This window comes from Paraburkholderia humisilvae (assembly GCF_902859855.1).
GTDB lineage: Bacteria > Pseudomonadota > Gammaproteobacteria > Burkholderiales > Burkholderiaceae > Paraburkholderia > Paraburkholderia humisilvae.
This window is the reverse complement of sequence record NZ_CADIKH010000009.1, coordinates 177,109-191,195: the sequence shown is the minus strand read 5'-3', so window position 1 is coordinate 191,195 and position 14,087 is coordinate 177,109. Positions and strand designations below refer to the sequence as shown.

General features: G+C 59.6%; 17 protein-coding genes. 2 read left to right on the top strand and 15 right to left on the bottom strand.

The features are described from left to right. Window positions 1-438, bottom strand: a complete 438-nt coding sequence (locus HV796_RS11980) for an SET domain-containing protein (protein ID WP_175226697.1) — start codon at window positions 436-438, stop codon at window positions 1-3. A 313-nt stretch (window positions 439-751) separates the two neighbouring features. Between HV796_RS11980 and HV796_RS11975 the strand changes: the two genes are divergently transcribed. Further along, window positions 752-2,002: a hypothetical protein gene (locus tag HV796_RS11975; protein WP_175226696.1), complete on the top strand. Its 1,251-nt coding sequence runs from the start codon at window positions 752-754 to the stop codon at window positions 2,000-2,002. A 125-nt stretch (window positions 2,003-2,127) separates the two neighbouring features. Here HV796_RS11975 and HV796_RS11970 read toward each other — a convergent pair whose 3' ends face one another. The 14 genes from HV796_RS11970 to HV796_RS11910 form a co-directional block, all read right to left on the bottom strand. Beyond that, window positions 2,128-2,883 (bottom strand): PRTRC system ThiF family protein, encoded by a 756-nt coding sequence (locus HV796_RS11970; protein ID WP_175226695.1) that lies wholly within the window; start codon window positions 2,881-2,883, stop codon window positions 2,128-2,130. Continuing rightward, on the bottom strand, window positions 2,873-3,511 hold the full coding sequence (locus HV796_RS11965) for a PRTRC system protein A (protein WP_175226694.1): 639 nt from the start codon (window positions 3,509-3,511) through the stop codon (window positions 2,873-2,875). The genes HV796_RS11970 and HV796_RS11965 overlap by 11 nt, the downstream gene beginning before the upstream one ends. Further along, window positions 3,511-4,251: a PRTRC system protein B gene (locus HV796_RS11960; RefSeq protein ID WP_246355816.1), complete on the bottom strand. Its 741-nt coding sequence runs from the start codon at window positions 4,249-4,251 to the stop codon at window positions 3,511-3,513. The genes HV796_RS11965 and HV796_RS11960 overlap by 1 nt, the downstream gene beginning before the upstream one ends. Before the next feature lies 1 nt (window position 4,252). Beyond that, the gene (locus HV796_RS11955; protein ID WP_246355828.1) at window positions 4,253-5,299 is read right to left on the bottom strand and encodes a hypothetical protein; all 1,047 of its coding nucleotides are present in this window, start codon (window positions 5,297-5,299) and stop codon (window positions 4,253-4,255) included. Further along, the gene (locus HV796_RS43375) at window positions 5,296-5,523 is read right to left on the bottom strand and encodes a hypothetical protein (protein ID WP_217477896.1); all 228 of its coding nucleotides are present in this window, start codon (window positions 5,521-5,523) and stop codon (window positions 5,296-5,298) included. The genes HV796_RS11955 and HV796_RS43375 overlap by 4 nt, the downstream gene beginning before the upstream one ends. 2 nt (window positions 5,524-5,525) lie before the next feature. Beyond that, window positions 5,526-5,738: a PRTRC system protein C gene (locus tag HV796_RS11950; protein ID WP_175226691.1), complete on the bottom strand. Its 213-nt coding sequence runs from the start codon at window positions 5,736-5,738 to the stop codon at window positions 5,526-5,528. A gap of 10 nt (window positions 5,739-5,748) precedes the next feature. Further along, complete coding sequence (locus HV796_RS11945) at window positions 5,749-6,237, bottom strand: PRTRC system protein E (RefSeq protein WP_175226690.1); 489 nt, start codon at window positions 6,235-6,237, stop codon at window positions 5,749-5,751. Window positions 6,238-6,352: 115 nt separating this feature from the next. Beyond that, a complete protein-coding gene (locus HV796_RS11940) occupies window positions 6,353-8,122 on the bottom strand; it encodes a PRTRC system ParB family protein (RefSeq protein WP_175226689.1) in 1,770 nt (589 codons plus the stop codon). Between the two features lie 182 nt (window positions 8,123-8,304). Continuing rightward, complete coding sequence (locus HV796_RS11935) at window positions 8,305-9,024, bottom strand: prepilin peptidase (RefSeq protein WP_246355815.1); 720 nt, start codon at window positions 9,022-9,024, stop codon at window positions 8,305-8,307. A 63-nt stretch (window positions 9,025-9,087) separates the two neighbouring features. Beyond that, entirely contained in the window at window positions 9,088-10,461 is a 1,374-nt protein-coding gene (locus HV796_RS11930; protein ID WP_175226687.1) for a GGDEF domain-containing protein, read from the bottom strand. Then, window positions 10,458-11,132: a class I SAM-dependent methyltransferase gene (locus tag HV796_RS11925; protein ID WP_175226686.1), complete on the bottom strand. Its 675-nt coding sequence runs from the start codon at window positions 11,130-11,132 to the stop codon at window positions 10,458-10,460. Before HV796_RS11925 ends, HV796_RS11930 begins: the two co-directional genes overlap by 4 nt. Before the next feature lie 20 nt (window positions 11,133-11,152). Continuing rightward, on the bottom strand, window positions 11,153-11,992 hold the full coding sequence (locus HV796_RS11920; protein WP_175226685.1) for a hypothetical protein: 840 nt from the start codon (window positions 11,990-11,992) through the stop codon (window positions 11,153-11,155). A gap of 19 nt (window positions 11,993-12,011) precedes the next feature. Beyond that, window positions 12,012-12,212 (bottom strand): hypothetical protein, encoded by a 201-nt coding sequence (locus tag HV796_RS11915; RefSeq protein WP_175226684.1) that lies wholly within the window; start codon window positions 12,210-12,212, stop codon window positions 12,012-12,014. A gap of 9 nt (window positions 12,213-12,221) precedes the next feature. Further along, window positions 12,222-12,875 carry a hypothetical protein gene (locus tag HV796_RS11910; RefSeq protein WP_175226683.1) on the bottom strand — a complete coding sequence of 218 codons (654 nt, stop codon included), beginning with the start codon at window positions 12,873-12,875 and terminating at the stop codon, window positions 12,222-12,224. A gap of 330 nt (window positions 12,876-13,205) precedes the next feature. On the opposite strand from HV796_RS11910, the gene HV796_RS11905 reads away from it, so the two are divergent. Then, the gene (locus HV796_RS11905) at window positions 13,206-14,030 is read left to right on the top strand and encodes a hypothetical protein (protein WP_175226682.1); all 825 of its coding nucleotides are present in this window, start codon (window positions 13,206-13,208) and stop codon (window positions 14,028-14,030) included. The last annotated feature ends 57 nt before the right edge of the window (window positions 14,031-14,087 follow it).

The window sequence follows — 14,087 nt, the reverse complement described above, 5'->3', positions numbered from 1 at the left end:
CTATCGCGCCAGCATGGTGCCTCGACATCCAGGGGAGCGGCAACGGCAAGCATAGGCGGCCCGTACCGCGGCTGTACGTCGGCCATCGACACTTAGCTGGTAGTCGATCGAAATCTCGTCGCCGGCCCGGATGGCACGGCATGCAACTATGAAGACGCGTCCGGAGTCTTCCTCGGCAAGGCAATTCGGTGAGCAGGCGTGATTTATCCATCGAGCGCTGTTGCCGTCCGCGCCGCCGTCGATGACCCCGCCATCGGTCAGCTCGAAGAAGAATGTGTGACCGTCTTCTCCCGCAAGCTTCTGGTGTCGCGCGATCGCCGATCTCCACGATGTGACCCGCCCCTTGTATTCAATGATCCGCTGACCGGCTTCGATATCGCATAGGGCAAAAACTCCCCGTCCATGAACGCTCGACCGACGTACTGCAATGCGCCGCATACCTGACCTCTATCTCTCTGGCCGGCGAGTATACGTTCTATAGGTTTGTCGAGACAACATCGCCCTGGGATGCAGCTGCTCCTCGGGCGGGCGCCAATATCGATGAAACATGGCCGCCTAGGCCAATAGTTGCCAGAAGTAGCGAAACTGGGATATGTTCCCGATTGCGTCGGTGCAGCGCGGACCCACCATACGGGTGAATCCGAGAGGAATGCACGGGTAAACAATCACGGCTCGCCCGATGGAAGTTAGTACCAGGGCAGCTTTCTCAACGTACCTGCAGGCACGTCAAACGACATGCCAAGGACAAGTTATGGCGATCTCTCTGATTCGCAGTCTCACTGCGTCTGTGGCCCGCAACGTTTCTACGCTCAAGCGGGACGCAAAACGACTCCAGAAGCACTCAAAGACCGTATTTGGCACTGCGTATCCGCTCTCGACCTGTCAGAAGGCGGTTGCCGTTTCGCGTGGGTTCAAGTCGCTGGCCGATGTCGAAAGCCTGGCTCGGCGCTTGGGTTTGGACAGGAATGCTCCCTGGTGGACAATTCTCAGCCGAAACGACGCTCACCAAAACACGCTTTCCGCGCTTTACCAGCTTGAAATCCAGCTCTCCGAAAGCGGCCCCGTAGTCTTCACGGGCAAACAGGCGGATGCGATCTTGCCTGCCCTCGTCCTGTTCTTCGAGGAGATGAGCGCCAGGCAGATGCCTGGACTGATCATGGTCGACACCGAGGCCGCGGCAGTCCAGGACACCCCGGTGTTCTCCGCTGTTGAGAAGCTCGGAATGGAAGAAATGTTCGCCGATTTCAGATCGCTGGACCTCAGGGAGCGAAACCTGCCTGTTGCTCTCGACACACCATCCAAGTGGTGGGTGCGATCGATCATCAGTGCCCTTCCACTCGAACTTGAGCGGAAATTGCAGGACAACGGATGGGCACAAGGTCTGGAACTGAGCGCTCACGAGAACGCCCGATCGCGTTTGCAGCTGTTTGGCACTGAGGACTTCGCCGCAATCCCCTTCTACTCGGTGAAAGATGCAGCATCGTACCTCGTGCACGGCACCGCATGGCCGGCCTGGATGAGCGAAGAATCCAGCTTTTTGGCTAGCGAGATTGGCAGAAAGCCTCCGCTGCTCGAGGATGAGGCAAAACGAAGGGTCATGGAAGTTATTACGGAGCTGGATCGGCGCAACTTCAAAGTTGGAGTGATGAGTCTGGACGAGAGTCGCCGCCGTCCGTTCATTGTTCTCTTTTCCCGGCACGATCCGGCGAGTGAAGTTCTTGCCGGCGTAGTTCATTCGTACTACTACTGGCGTCAGGTCCACGAACGCGAGAGACATTCACCTATTCTTTTGGTGTCGGACGGCGCGACGCCGTATGCGCCAAGGCTCCTTACCTTTGGCAATCACACGGCAGTCGTAAACGGGCTCGACGCAATACCTTCGGGTGACGGCCCCGGCGAGTTCTATGGTTACAAGAACGCCTTGAACGTTGTCGCCAGCGCGAACGGTTTGCAGTTCATGGGCACGCGGGTGCCAATTGAATCTGTGGCTATTCCCGCTTGACTCCACTATGTGCCCGCGCCGCCGACTGCGCGGGTCTATGGCTGCGCCGTGGTTACAGACAAAGAAGCCCCAGCTTTTCCATAACGGAAAGCTGAGGCTTCGGTACCGCGCAATACTACTGCCCGTCAAGCTTTGTATCCCATGTTCGACCACACCTCTTCGTCGACCGGAATCGGAACGACACGCCCCGAACTCAGATTGACGAAATTGCCGTGGAAGCTCAACTTGCCATAGCGGAACATCTGCCATAGCAACTCTGCTGCCCAACCAGCGATCATCCGGTTGATGAACAGGTTTTGCCGCTCAAGGGCCTCAGCCATCGAACATGATGGCTGATCGTCCTCTGGCAGCGACGTATCGGCAATCTCAGGAAAGAGATCCACAGCATGGGGCAGGCGTAAGCCGCTCACCTTCCGCGACTTGAACTCCCCGACGACCACCTGGCCCGTCGCCGCGTTGTTGCCGAGGTCCATGTAATAGCCTTCACAGAAGGACTTTGCGATCACACTTCTCGCGTGACGCGAATCCACACAGGAAATCACCATATCAGGACTCAGGTCACGGGAATTCTCCCCCGTGAACATCATCGGCATGGAAACCCATCGCGTGCCGAAGCCCATGTTGATCCGCTGGATCAGTACATCGGTCTTGAACTGGCCCACGTCACACGGATAAAACCCTTGCCGTCCAATGTTGGAAGGCGAGACCGTGTCGCCGTCGACGGCCGTCACACTGAAGCCCGGATGGCCAAGTTCCTGCATTGCATGGTTCAGGGTGGCGAGCGAAGCCAGCATCGCACTACCGTTCCCGCCGGCGCCGATGACGACGATATGAGGCACCCGCGTCAACAGGAAGGAATGCACCATGTGTTCACGCTGCATGCTGCACCTCCTTCAACGAGAACGCCTCATTCGCCGGCACAATCATCCCCAGTACGCAAAGCCGTGCAACAACGTCAAATGCCTCCGGCCTGTCCTGGTGGCAAGAGCCAACGACCATCGAGAATTTGACTTCGCCCTGATCGTCTTCGTTGTCGGTACGGCTAAAGAACGCGTTTGAGAAACCATGGCTGTGGAGGTCCACAATCAGGTGCTCGTCCGCGTCCAGCTCCGGTCGGTCCACGACCACTCTGGCGGCAGACGCTGTCCGCTCATTGAGTCGCCGATAGACGAAGGACCGGGTGCTCTCACGCCACGTGATCCACGCGGCCGTTTCGATCTCACCCCAAGCTTTCGCCTGCCAGCCAAACTCCAGGAGCATCTCGCGCGGGATAGGCCCGCAACTCAGTTCGAACACTTCCGACACCTGGCCATACGGGAGCGCGAGACCGCTCTCGTTCCTCATCGCGATCTTGCGCATGTACAGCCACGGCCGTCGGACTTCCAGCACGACGGCGTCGCTTCCGACGAGGAACCGATGTCCATTCGAAGCCAGTTCCTCGAACGCGCCGAACCGCGGCACCGGCAACGTCGGGAACGTGGTCTGGAGAAAAGTATCACGGTGATCCATCAGACACCCCCTCCCACCAGCTTCCTGAACGCATCCTCGAGTCGCATGTCCATCCGGGCCAGGAGATCGGTCGGAAACGCTTCTTTCTTTCCCGAAAGAAGTGCCTTCCAAAGCCTCCCGCAGTTCTCCCCCTCGCGCAGAAGCCGCGCCTCCGGAATGTTCGGGTGCGTGAACCACGTTCCGAAGAACGCGTCCTCCCATTGTTCCAGTGGCGCTGCTGCTCCCTGCTTCGGTAGATCGATGTTGCCCACGCAAATCCGCCCCTCCGCCCACACGTTATAGAAGGGCGTGCGGTAGAGCAGCGTACGCGCGGACGGACGTCGGTTTCCCCGGTATGCGAACACGTACCAGTCGCCGCGCACGAGGAAAAACACCAGACCCGGCAGAGGGCACACCCCGGCTTTCTTTCCCCCGACGGACGGGTGATTGAAGGCGAGATGCCGCTTGCCGGGCGGCGCATACCAGACCGCATAGTCGGCGCCACGACCGAGCAGACGCGGGTGATACAGCGCCCGCGTCGGCTCTCGGTCAGCAAGCTGATCGAGTGCGTCGACCAGCGCTGAGCGACTCGCAGGCTGGCCAGGACCGATCACCGCGTTTTCCTTCTCAATCCGGACCGGATTGATCGTGACAAAGCCAATCCCCGGCCCGCTCCCGACGTGCCCGGAGCGGGTGTACAAAAGGATGGCGTGTTCGAGCTTCAATGACGACCCGGTACCAACAAGTTGCGTCGTGATCATGTCACCTACCATAAGTAACGGGATCCGTCATCGATTGCAGCAGGCGATCAGTCGCCCGCAACAGTCGAAGTCGGCCATCCCAACGTTTCAGAGTCTCCCGGAGCAATGCCGGGCTTCGACAGGACAACATTTCCGCGCCGAGGCCGTACGTCCACCCTTCCGCTCCGTTGTAGAGCATGTTGGCGAAGTCGTCCCAGACGCGGTAGATGTTCTCCCGAATGCCGTCCGTCTCTTCGCCCGGGGCCTCCCAGGCAAGCGAAAACACCGGGCACATGGAGTTGTAGTCAGTCCCGCCGAGCGTGGGCCACATCGCATTGCGATGCCGCCTCGCCTTCACGAGCCGAACCAGATCCTCCAGCAACGGCGGCATGACCGCGTTGCGCTTTGCGACGCCAAGAACAAACTTCTCCATGTCACGAATCGACGGATGCCAGAGCAGTTCCCGCCGCGGACAGTTGCGCTGGAATGCCGGCCGTGTATAGGCGAAGTATTCACTGGAACCATCTTCGTTTTCCGGCTCGTAGTCGGAGGGATCGTATCCGCCGTCAGGCCAGCAGTCTTCCCAGCCGTAGATGTACATTCCCGCAAAATGCGACACGTAATCGTGATCGAACGTGAAGCCGATGGCGTGCCCGGCTGCCGACAGGATCGTGGTCGCGGCAATGCCGAGTCCTTCCGCGATTCCTTCCATCTCCAGAAATCCGCGACGCAGACTCCGGAAATTCGGTCGGTCACGCGAGACCTCGACCCAAACCGCGAGATCGGTCAGATCGTCCTCGCCGGGCTCCTCTATCGCACCGTCATCGACCAGGTCAGTGGCCGTAGCAAAAGAGATATCGAGCTCGATCGCTGCTACCCCGTCAGTGCGCTTCGCGAACCAACGGGACAACGCCGCCTCGACTAGCTTGCCCGGTGAGCTCCAACCCTCGACGTCCGATGAAATGACCAATCCGCACGCATGCAGCGATTTGGCAGCCTCCAGCCAGGCAAGGCCGCGCTGGCTGTTGTGCTCGACCGGAACGATCCGGTCGAGAATCGGCAACCTCATCCAGGCATGGGCAGATCCAGCGGCATCAGAGCCAATCTGCCGGCAGGCTGATCCTGCTGCGATCGATCGATCATGGACTTCAGAATGCAAGCGCATTCGTAGACCTCCTCAAGTGGGACAGGCGTAGGGGCAGCGCGATCTTCCGACCCTGCTGCCCCCTTGACCACCTCCACCGATGAGCCGTTTGCCCTGGCAAGCCAGGCGTCAAACATCATCGGCTTCATGGTCAGCCCTTTTGACCCACCTTGCGGCGGACGTTGTAGACCACCGTGCCATCAGCGCGGACCTCGTTCTGTTCGATCTCAGCTGTTGCAATGTCCGGGTGCGCCATGGACAGCACATCCTGAACCTGCTGGATCGACAACGACGGACCGGGGTCTGCGAACTGCGTGCCGTGATACATGAAGACGCGCTTGATCAGAGAAATTTCCAATGCCATGTCGCCTCCCTTAACCAACGAGCGCCGCGTTACCGAATAGGCTTCCGCTCGAACCCGGTTGCGCGACCTCTGAGGCAGCACCCGGCTCATCCGGCTCCGCGTCTTCCACTTCCGAGCCCATCAGTTCGGCCGCAGAAGTCACGCCGGCTTGCGCAGCCGGCGCCGGCAGCGCCGCCGGCTTACCCGCGGGCTTGCTCTTGGCCACCGCCTTACCCTTTGCTGCTTCCAGCGCGGCAGTCGTCGCCGCGAGTTGTTCGACGAGCGACTGACGCTGGCCTGCGAACTCTCCGAGGCAACGAAGGAACTCCTGGTCGAGCTCTTCCGGTGTGCCGGTGAGCGCGAGCGGCGTGAGAAGTCCGCTTTCGCTCGCCTCCTTCTGGTTCGACTTAGGCATGACAGCTACCGTCATTCTCCCGGCCTTGCCTGCGACGATCGACAACATGAGACCCCCGTCCGATTGACAGACGAGCGTGTGCAGCTGCTTGAACAGCGTGGACATATAAAACTCCCGAAATGGAAATGCGAATGCCCGCCCCGCAAAGGACAGCACCCGCCAACAGAAAGGATGGATGCTGGTCACCAGAGCGGTGACCAGCGCACGGACAACTTGCTGCTTACTTCAGCAGCATGACGGCAGGAATCCTGCCGCGGAACTCAAACCCTTCAGCCTTGAGCAGACCCTTGATCATCTCGTCGCGCTTGCCCGACACAATCTTGGCGAACTGCTTGCCGAGAAATTCCTTCAGACCGATCTCCTGACTCAGCGCTTCGATTTCGGCCTTGGTCATGACATCCAGCAAACCGGAGCAGACCTGCCAGTGGACGGCCAGATCTACCTCCAGGAACGTCGCCAGAGCCTTGACCTCCCGCATCTGGATATCACCCAGGACCGAAGCTGCGACGAGATCGAGGATGCGGCCTCGCGGCGTTTCCTCGAGACCGGCTACGGCAGTCAGGCTGTCGTACAGGCCGACACCGGGACCGACCGCGTTCCCGCCTGCCTTCTCGATCTGCTCCGCCAGCGCCGTTTCATCGACGTGGCGTAACAGCCCCATCGACGCCAGCGTGATGATTAGCATCTCGGTCTTGGCCGAACTGCGAACCATCACCGTGCGGACAACCTCGCGCCAGGTCTTCTCGCGATACTCCTTGACGCGATTCGACTCGGCGGAAACAGCTGGCTTGGCGCTCGACGTTCCCTTACCGGCAGACTGACCCGCTGTCTTCTTGTCTGAACCGCCGGTCGCTTCCGCCTTTTCCGCTGGCGGATTGATCGTGGCCAGATAAGCAGCATTTTTTTCCTTGTTGCATGTAGGGTCCATGCAATAGTTCGGATAAGAAAGGCCAACTTTCCCGGGCGTAGCCGAGATGAGCGCGCCAAAGTTCGCGCAACCCTTGCAGGCCTCCGCCTGTTCAACGCCTACGCCTGTATCGCCCTCGGCCTTCAAAGCAATGACCGTGAGGTTATCGCCCGGGTATACCACCTGGATGCGCTGGTACTGACCCTCGAGGCCCTTCTTCACCGACTCGATTAGCGCTTCGTTCTTCGCGTCGAAACAGGATTTCATCGTGCATCGCGCGTCGTCGATCGCTTCAGCGAAGAGCGTTCGTTGATTGGACGAGTTGTGATGACAGGTGAGACACTCGGTCTTGTCGAAACGTGCGGTGTCGAGGCGCAAGGCCTGCGCCGCTATCTCTGCCTTCAGGTTGGCCACCGAGATGTTGCGCTCAATGATCAACGGCAGGATTTCCGCCTGAACCTTCTTCACCACGGCCGCCAGAAGCTCCGCGTGTCCGAGCATGATCTTTCGCTCGTTCAACGCGGTCTGAACCGCAGGAATGCAGTTCTGAAGAGCCAGACGGCTGTCCAGCGTCGACCGCGACCAGCCGAGGCGCCGCGCGACCTCGTCGCGATCCCCCCCGTAGAGGGCCATCGCGTGCAGCGCCCCCGCCGACTCTTCCGTGGCGGACGTGTCCTCCCGCTGGATGTTCTCCGTAGCTGCAGCTGCCGCCGCTTCGGCGTCGGTCATCGATCGGGAGAGGACCGGAATAATGCCTTCTGGCCCGTACACTTCGGTCGCCGCCCGCAAGCGCCGTTCGCCGGCGATGAGTTCGTAGTGATCGTCCATCTTGCGGACCAGAAGCGGTTGCAAGAGGCCTTGGGCCCGAATCGACTGGGCCAGATCAGCCATCGCCTTCGGCTCGAAGTATGTTCGTGGGTTGTAAACCACGCGCACGTCCCCAATACGAACCACCAGAGGGTCATACTCGGGCACGCACACACCGCCTTCGTCCAGCTCGACCACCCGCGAAGACGACAAAACGTCGCCCGCGACCGCCGGCGGGTGAGATTCAGACTGCGAGATTTCGGTACTGACTTGCATGGATTCTCCTGATGAGACGATGGCAGAATCCATGCCCCCGGGTGGGATCATGAATCCCACCCGGGTTTGAGAAAAATGACGGATGACCGTCTTTTGGCTAGTTACGCCTAGCTGCGATTTTCGACGTGGACAATACTGCTTCCTGTCGAGAAACTTTGGTCATTCTAGAAGATGGGAAAGCGCTACCGCAATAGATGAATGAAGAAATTCGCGCTATCTCCGAGGCCTAGTGAAATCACGCCGCCAATAGCGAGATATGGTCCGAACGGTGTTTCCCTTTTTCTGTTTTTTGTCATCACGCGCACGCAGACCACGAACGCAAAAACAACAAGAGCAATGAGCAACGTCGGCAACAAGGCACTCAATCCTGCCCACGCACCGATCGCCGCGTACATCTTGAAGTCCCCTCCGTACATGCCCGATTGACCTGCGAGGATTTGAAAGAGGAGATTCAGTGTCCACATTGAGCTATAGCCGACCACGGCACCGAAGACGGCAGACGACAGCGGCACGAACATCCCTGAAGTGTTAAACAGCAGCCCGGCCCAGAGCAACGGAATGATCAGGATGTCGGGGATAATCTCGTGCTCCAGATCGATAAGAGCCGCCGAGGCCAACGCGCCCGCGAAAAGAATGAACGCACCGGCCTGGCTCGTCGTGCCCCATGCCAGTTCAGCGTAGAAGCCTGTCGCGGCCAGTAGCAAACACGCAACGCTGCCGGCTATCCACGCTACCTCACTGCCAGCGGGTCTCATGCGGGCGAGCGCGCTCATGAACTCGCCTAGACCTGCGCCGACCCGATCCTCATCCAGACTCCAGTGGGCTTCGAGAAAGCGTGGCAACCACCCCGCGAGCATCACGCTGCATCCGCCTGTCAGCAGGCCAAGTAGTGTCGCTTCCATGATGGACGATACATCCATTTCAATGCCCTGATGCCGGTACCGAATGTTCCGGAAGAGAATGAATCACGCGGCGCTTCTCGAAGCCTCGGACTCGAACACGACAGCGTCGCGGCCTTTGCGCTTCGCGAGATACATCGCGGCATCGGCGCGCTTGAAGACGGACTCGAGCTTTTCGCCGGGCTCCGCGATCGCAACACCAACGGAAAGCGTCACGCCGTAGAGTTGCGCCCGTGCGGCCGCGCCGCGGATCCGCTCCGCCACGACGTGCGCGTCCGAGATGGGTGGCAATACGACGACGAACTCATCACCGCCCCAACGTCCCGGGATATCTCCCTTACGGATGCTGCCGCCGATGATGCTGGCTACACCCTTGAGAACGCTGTCGCCCACATCGTGACCGTGTTCATCATTGACCCGCTTGAAACGGTCGCAATCGATCAGAAGCAGAGCATGCCCTCCTGGCTCCTCCAGTCGCTTGTACTCGCGCTCGAATGCAGTTCGCTGCATGAGCCCGGTGAGCGCGTCGTAACGCGCCGTGCCATCGAGCTCGTCGACCATGTTGCTGAGCGTGTGCAGGGATAGCGCATTGCACGAATCCCTGCACGCAATCTCCATGACGAGTTCGTGCGCGTGCTCCGCGGCCTCGGCATATGACTTTCCATGTCGAACAACCCCGTCGATGATGCCCACCGAGAATGCGTCACCGACGCCGAGCAGCGTTCTCATATCCTGAAGTGTCGGCGGCTGGATCTTTCCGCGCGAACCGTCGGGTCCGTACACGACCGCCCCCCGCTCTCCGCGTGTCACGATCAGCGTCACACCGGTCGCTTCGGTGATGTCCGAGGGATCCGCTGCACCCATCTTTTCCATCAGGGCTTCGCACTCCGCCCCATTGGCGAACAACGCGGTCAGCAGCGGGAGGACCGGAACCAGTCGCTCAACCTTGTCTTCGGACACGGCCATCCCGAAAACCTCGCAACCGGCCTCGCGCCCCGCCTTTGCGATCGCATACATCGTCTCGGAATTGAGGTTCGCTTCCAGAATGATGAGATCGGTACCAGCCACTGCGTGCGCGATGCGCAGCGGCGAAAAAGTATGCTTGTCCACGCACATCGCAGACACAGCCGATTCCAGATCTCCCTCCGGCGTAAGTTGAGCGGCGAAGGCAGCCACACCCATGCCGGCGACTTCGTCCACCATCAGGTCGATGCCCAGCGACTCGATATGACCGGCCATCATGCGATCGATGGGTGACGTGCCCCATGCCGTCATCAAGCGGACCGGGCGCCCCAACTTGCGTAGGTTGAACGCGACATTGCACGCCGTGCCGCCAGCAGCCAGTTCCACCGACCCGATTCGATCCCGATAGCCGGACTTTTCCCTGGGACGCGCCAGGATGTCGAGATGTGCCGATCCAGCAACAAGCGTGTGTTTCATCTTGCCACTGCCTTGACGTTTCCAAACGCAGACGTGAATACCCGCTCGACATGCAAACCTGTCGCCTCGAGTAGTGCGGCCAGTTCGTCCTGACTGTAAAGACAGATGAGCCCCATCATCGCGTGTTTCTCGACCATGGCGTTCGACAGCAGCTCATAGCGCCGGTCGATGGGCAGTCGATCGCCCATGTAGTCGGTACCGAGTTCACTATGCAGCCCGGACGCGGAAATGAAAAGCCGGCCACCCGACTTCAGCGCCCGCCTGAGCGTCCGTACGACTTCGATCGCGACACCGTATGGGAGATAGTGGATCATCCGTTGACACACGATCGCGTCGAAGTGCCCGAGGTTCCCGGCTATGTCGTAGTCCGTGATGTCCTGCTGTACGAATCCGCATCGCGCCTCCACGCCAACCGCGCTTGCAGCGCCCCGAAACGCTTCCGAGTAGTCGTCAATATCGAGCGCAAGCACGTCGGCGCCAGCAAGAGCCATCCGAATAGCCTGGCCACCTGATGCGCTCGCCACGTCCAGCGCGCGAGCCTGCCCCTTGACCGAGCGCAGGTGCTCGAGCGCCATCAGATCAAGATCGTCAGCACGTTGCGCGGCAATATCCACACCGTGATTGCTGATCGTCGGATTTCGTTTGTCGCCGTAGTCGTTCAGCACGGACATTTGCTACCCCGCATCGTTGATTAGATATCCGGCGTCCCGATGGCGTCGATCGCCTTCGGGCTGAACCGGTTGACGAGTCGACGCCAGAGACGGCCGATGCGCCTCGACACGTCCGTGGCCGCGATCGTTGCAAGAACAGCCAACAGAAGAAGCCAAAAACTCACGGCCGTCCAGTGGGTCGCGGCGCTTGGGAAAAAGTGGTTGAGCGTCCCGAACGACAGCGCGGCCGCACCGAGCGACCAGAGTGCGAGCGAAAACAATCCATCGCGCTGCGTCTTAACCATGTCGCGCAACACTTCCGGCCCGAACCTCCCGCGTGGGCGCGATACCTGATCGGGGAAAGCCTTGCGGACCTCGTGCGCGAGCGTATCAGCGCTTGGGCGGAAGGTCTCCTGCGCTTCGAGGCCGGACTTGATCGCGTCGACCACCTTCCATGCCACAAAGATCGTCCTGCCTTTCTCCTCGGTGGAAACATATCGTGGCCAGTCCTCGCGAACCGCGTGCGCGATAGCATTGGGCACCTCGCCTTCCCAGTGGAATTCGTACAGCAGTTGGAGGAGTACGAGGAACGGAATACCGTGGTATCCGCGGTAGCCCACATACTTCAGGCAAAGCGCATGCGCGATTTCGTGCAAGAAGAATTGATCGGTCGGGATGGCCTTGTGCGCTGCCGCGCGGATCGACTTCGACCGACGCCAGTCTCCGATGACGATCTTGCTTAAAAATGTGACCTTCTTTGCGAGTCGGAGAGTCGGCGCGTTGTGAATACCAAGCTCAAGACAGATATCCTCGTAGCGCTCGCGAGCTACACCGTAGATCTCCGGCTCGATCACGCCCGACGTTGTTGCGCCCCAGTTCAACAGCCTGCCGAATCGCATGTCAGTTCTTGCTACTGGGATAAGGACGATAAGCCCGCACGAACTCCCTCATCACCGAGAAGCCGTCGGCATCACCCGAGTAATAAACCATGCCGCCACCAACCTCGGTCACCCTCACGATGCCAACGAAATCGTCGTCCGTACACTCATATTCGCGGCCACGCCGCACGTCCCCTTCCTTCATTGATTCGATCACGGACATCACGTTCCCTTACGATCGTTGTGCGGGCGCTGGCGCGGCGCCACCCTGTTGTGCCGCCATTGCACGAAGCTGACTCATCACGTCGGCGCACGAGCTCGGCGTGACGTGCTGCCCGTACTGCGAGATCTCCGCATACTCAGCCGACGAGAGAACGTCGGGCGCAATGTTGCCGGTCAGCGTCAGGCTGAACTCCGCGTCGCTGATCCGTGAATACGATATTCCCATATTGAGGACAGTATTCAGCTTCTGGCTGGCCAGTTGGCTATTCATGTCGCTGTCGTAAAGTGTTCGACCTGCATTGGCGTTTGCCTGGCAGGCAGCGATGTACGCGAAGTAGAACTGATGCCGTAGCTGTGCGCTGGTTTGTGACGGCAGCGACGAGTTGATACCGATCCTCGGCGCACCTGACGATGATTGCGACTGGGGTTGCATTTTGCCCATCGCCTGCGCCAGTTGTGCGGCCTTCGGGCCGGATGCAGCTGCTGTCACAGCGTCGCCGCCCGGCAGATCGACATCGGCATGCATGCCGATGTACGTCATCCACGACACCATCACCACAGCGAACACGAGGAACACCGTCAACGGAAGGTCAGTTGGGATCGTGCGGCCAAATACCTTCCAGCGCGTCGGGTCGGGCAGAGTGATTTCGTCGTCGAAGTCCATGTCCATATCGAATGCGGCGCGTGCGCACCGCATGGGTCACATTGAGTATGCGACGGATTATCCCGATGGCGGCACTCGCGAACTATCGGGAAACAGGTTCCATCACTGGCCTCTTTCAGCGCTGAAACTGGCAGATATCTTCAGCCTCCGGCGGTGAGCTTCCTGTCAGGAATTCCCTGCTATACTTGGATCCGATCTCTGATCCGGTAGCTGGACCGTACCTAGCCTGTAATTTTCCCGGCAGTTCACCTGCCATTTTCGCCGTCCCTGGGGGCATCCTTCCGCCCTCACAGACGCGAAGGATGCCTCCAGATTTCTTTGGAGACACCCATGAATCCCCAGCAGTTCATTGCCCGTATGGAACAGTACTGGGCAGCCTACAAGGCACTTGCTCTCAGACATGCGCGCGAACGGATCGAGCTTGGCCGGGCATATCACCAGGCCAATAGTGATTCCGCTCCGGAAACGTCGCCGGAGCCTCTGGATGAAGTCGCTGCGGAACTTGCCCAGGATGCAATCTATGATCGCGCGACTTCCCTGATCACTGACCTGTTCCGGTTCGCCACTTCGACTTTCTCTCCCAATGCTTCCACGCCAGTGGACATCGAGGAAATGGAGATTGGCTACGAAGCCGGTCACCCCTGTCATCCCACAACATTCTCTCCGGAACGCCTTTGGGCCGAGCTGGAAGAGCGCTACGGAAACGGGATTGGCCACGTGCTGGCGTACCGAAAGCGCGCCAAGACAATCGCCAGAGCCTTCCGGATATCGGGCGACGAGCCGATGACGATGAAGCACGGGCGCCTTGTCCTGACGCAAAGCGCGTACGTCGAGAAGTACAGCTCGTGCGTCCGGCTGGGATCGCATCACAGCGAGACCCTGAGGCGGGACCTGATTCCGGCGCTGATCAGCTTCGCGACATGGGCCGGAAAACCTGTGTTGGCCGAGGCGCTTGCGCCGATCGCGACGCGGTTTTCATATCCTGCTGATGTCGTTTCCCGCGAATCGTTCCTGATGGGAAACACCGAAGAAGGTCGTATCAAGCTCGTCACGTTCCACACATCGTTTGAGTGGACGTTCGAGCCTGCCGTTGCCGAACCGCTTAGCCTCTTTCTGAGTGAGTTTTTCTTTTCGCTGGCAGAGATGTCAGCCTGAGTTCTGCGGGTATTCCCGCCGGACAATTCTAGGTGCCTAGCACCACAACCCCAGGGG

Bases quoted from the DNA above. Each gene is read 5' to 3' on its own strand.
- HV796_RS11980 (WP_175226697.1), bottom strand. From the start codon at position 438: ATGCGGCGCATTGCAGTACGTCGGTCGAGCGTTCATGGACGGGGAGTT.
- HV796_RS11975 (WP_175226696.1), top strand. From the start codon at position 752: ATGGCGATCTCTCTGATTCGCAGTCTCACTGCGTCTGTGGCCCGCAAC.
- HV796_RS11970 (WP_175226695.1), bottom strand. From the start codon at position 2,883: ATGCAGCGTGAACACATGGTGCATTCCTTCCTGTTGACGCGGGTGCCT.
- HV796_RS11965 (WP_175226694.1), bottom strand. From the start codon at position 3,511: ATGGATCACCGTGATACTTTTCTCCAGACCACGTTCCCGACGTTGCCG.
- HV796_RS11960 (WP_246355816.1), bottom strand. From the start codon at position 4,251: ATGATCACGACGCAACTTGTTGGTACCGGGTCGTCATTGAAGCTCGAA.
- HV796_RS11955 (WP_246355828.1), bottom strand. From the start codon at position 5,299: ATGAGGTTGCCGATTCTCGACCGGATCGTTCCGGTCGAGCACAACAGC.
- HV796_RS43375 (WP_217477896.1), bottom strand. From the start codon at position 5,523: ATGAAGCCGATGATGTTTGACGCCTGGCTTGCCAGGGCAAACGGCTCA.
- HV796_RS11950 (WP_175226691.1), bottom strand. From the start codon at position 5,738: ATGGCATTGGAAATTTCTCTGATCAAGCGCGTCTTCATGTATCACGGC.
- HV796_RS11945 (WP_175226690.1), bottom strand. From the start codon at position 6,237: ATGTCCACGCTGTTCAAGCAGCTGCACACGCTCGTCTGTCAATCGGAC.
- HV796_RS11940 (WP_175226689.1), bottom strand. From the start codon at position 8,122: ATGCAAGTCAGTACCGAAATCTCGCAGTCTGAATCTCACCCGCCGGCG.
- HV796_RS11935 (WP_246355815.1), bottom strand. From the start codon at position 9,024: ATGGAAGCGACACTACTTGGCCTGCTGACAGGCGGATGCAGCGTGATG.
- HV796_RS11930 (WP_175226687.1), bottom strand. From the start codon at position 10,461: ATGAAACACACGCTTGTTGCTGGATCGGCACATCTCGACATCCTGGCG.
- HV796_RS11925 (WP_175226686.1), bottom strand. From the start codon at position 11,132: ATGTCCGTGCTGAACGACTACGGCGACAAACGAAATCCGACGATCAGC.
- HV796_RS11915 (WP_175226684.1), bottom strand. From the start codon at position 12,212: ATGTCCGTGATCGAATCAATGAAGGAAGGGGACGTGCGGCGTGGCCGC.
- HV796_RS11910 (WP_175226683.1), bottom strand. From the start codon at position 12,875: ATGGACTTCGACGACGAAATCACTCTGCCCGACCCGACGCGCTGGAAG.
- HV796_RS11905 (WP_175226682.1), top strand. From the start codon at position 13,206: ATGAATCCCCAGCAGTTCATTGCCCGTATGGAACAGTACTGGGCAGCC.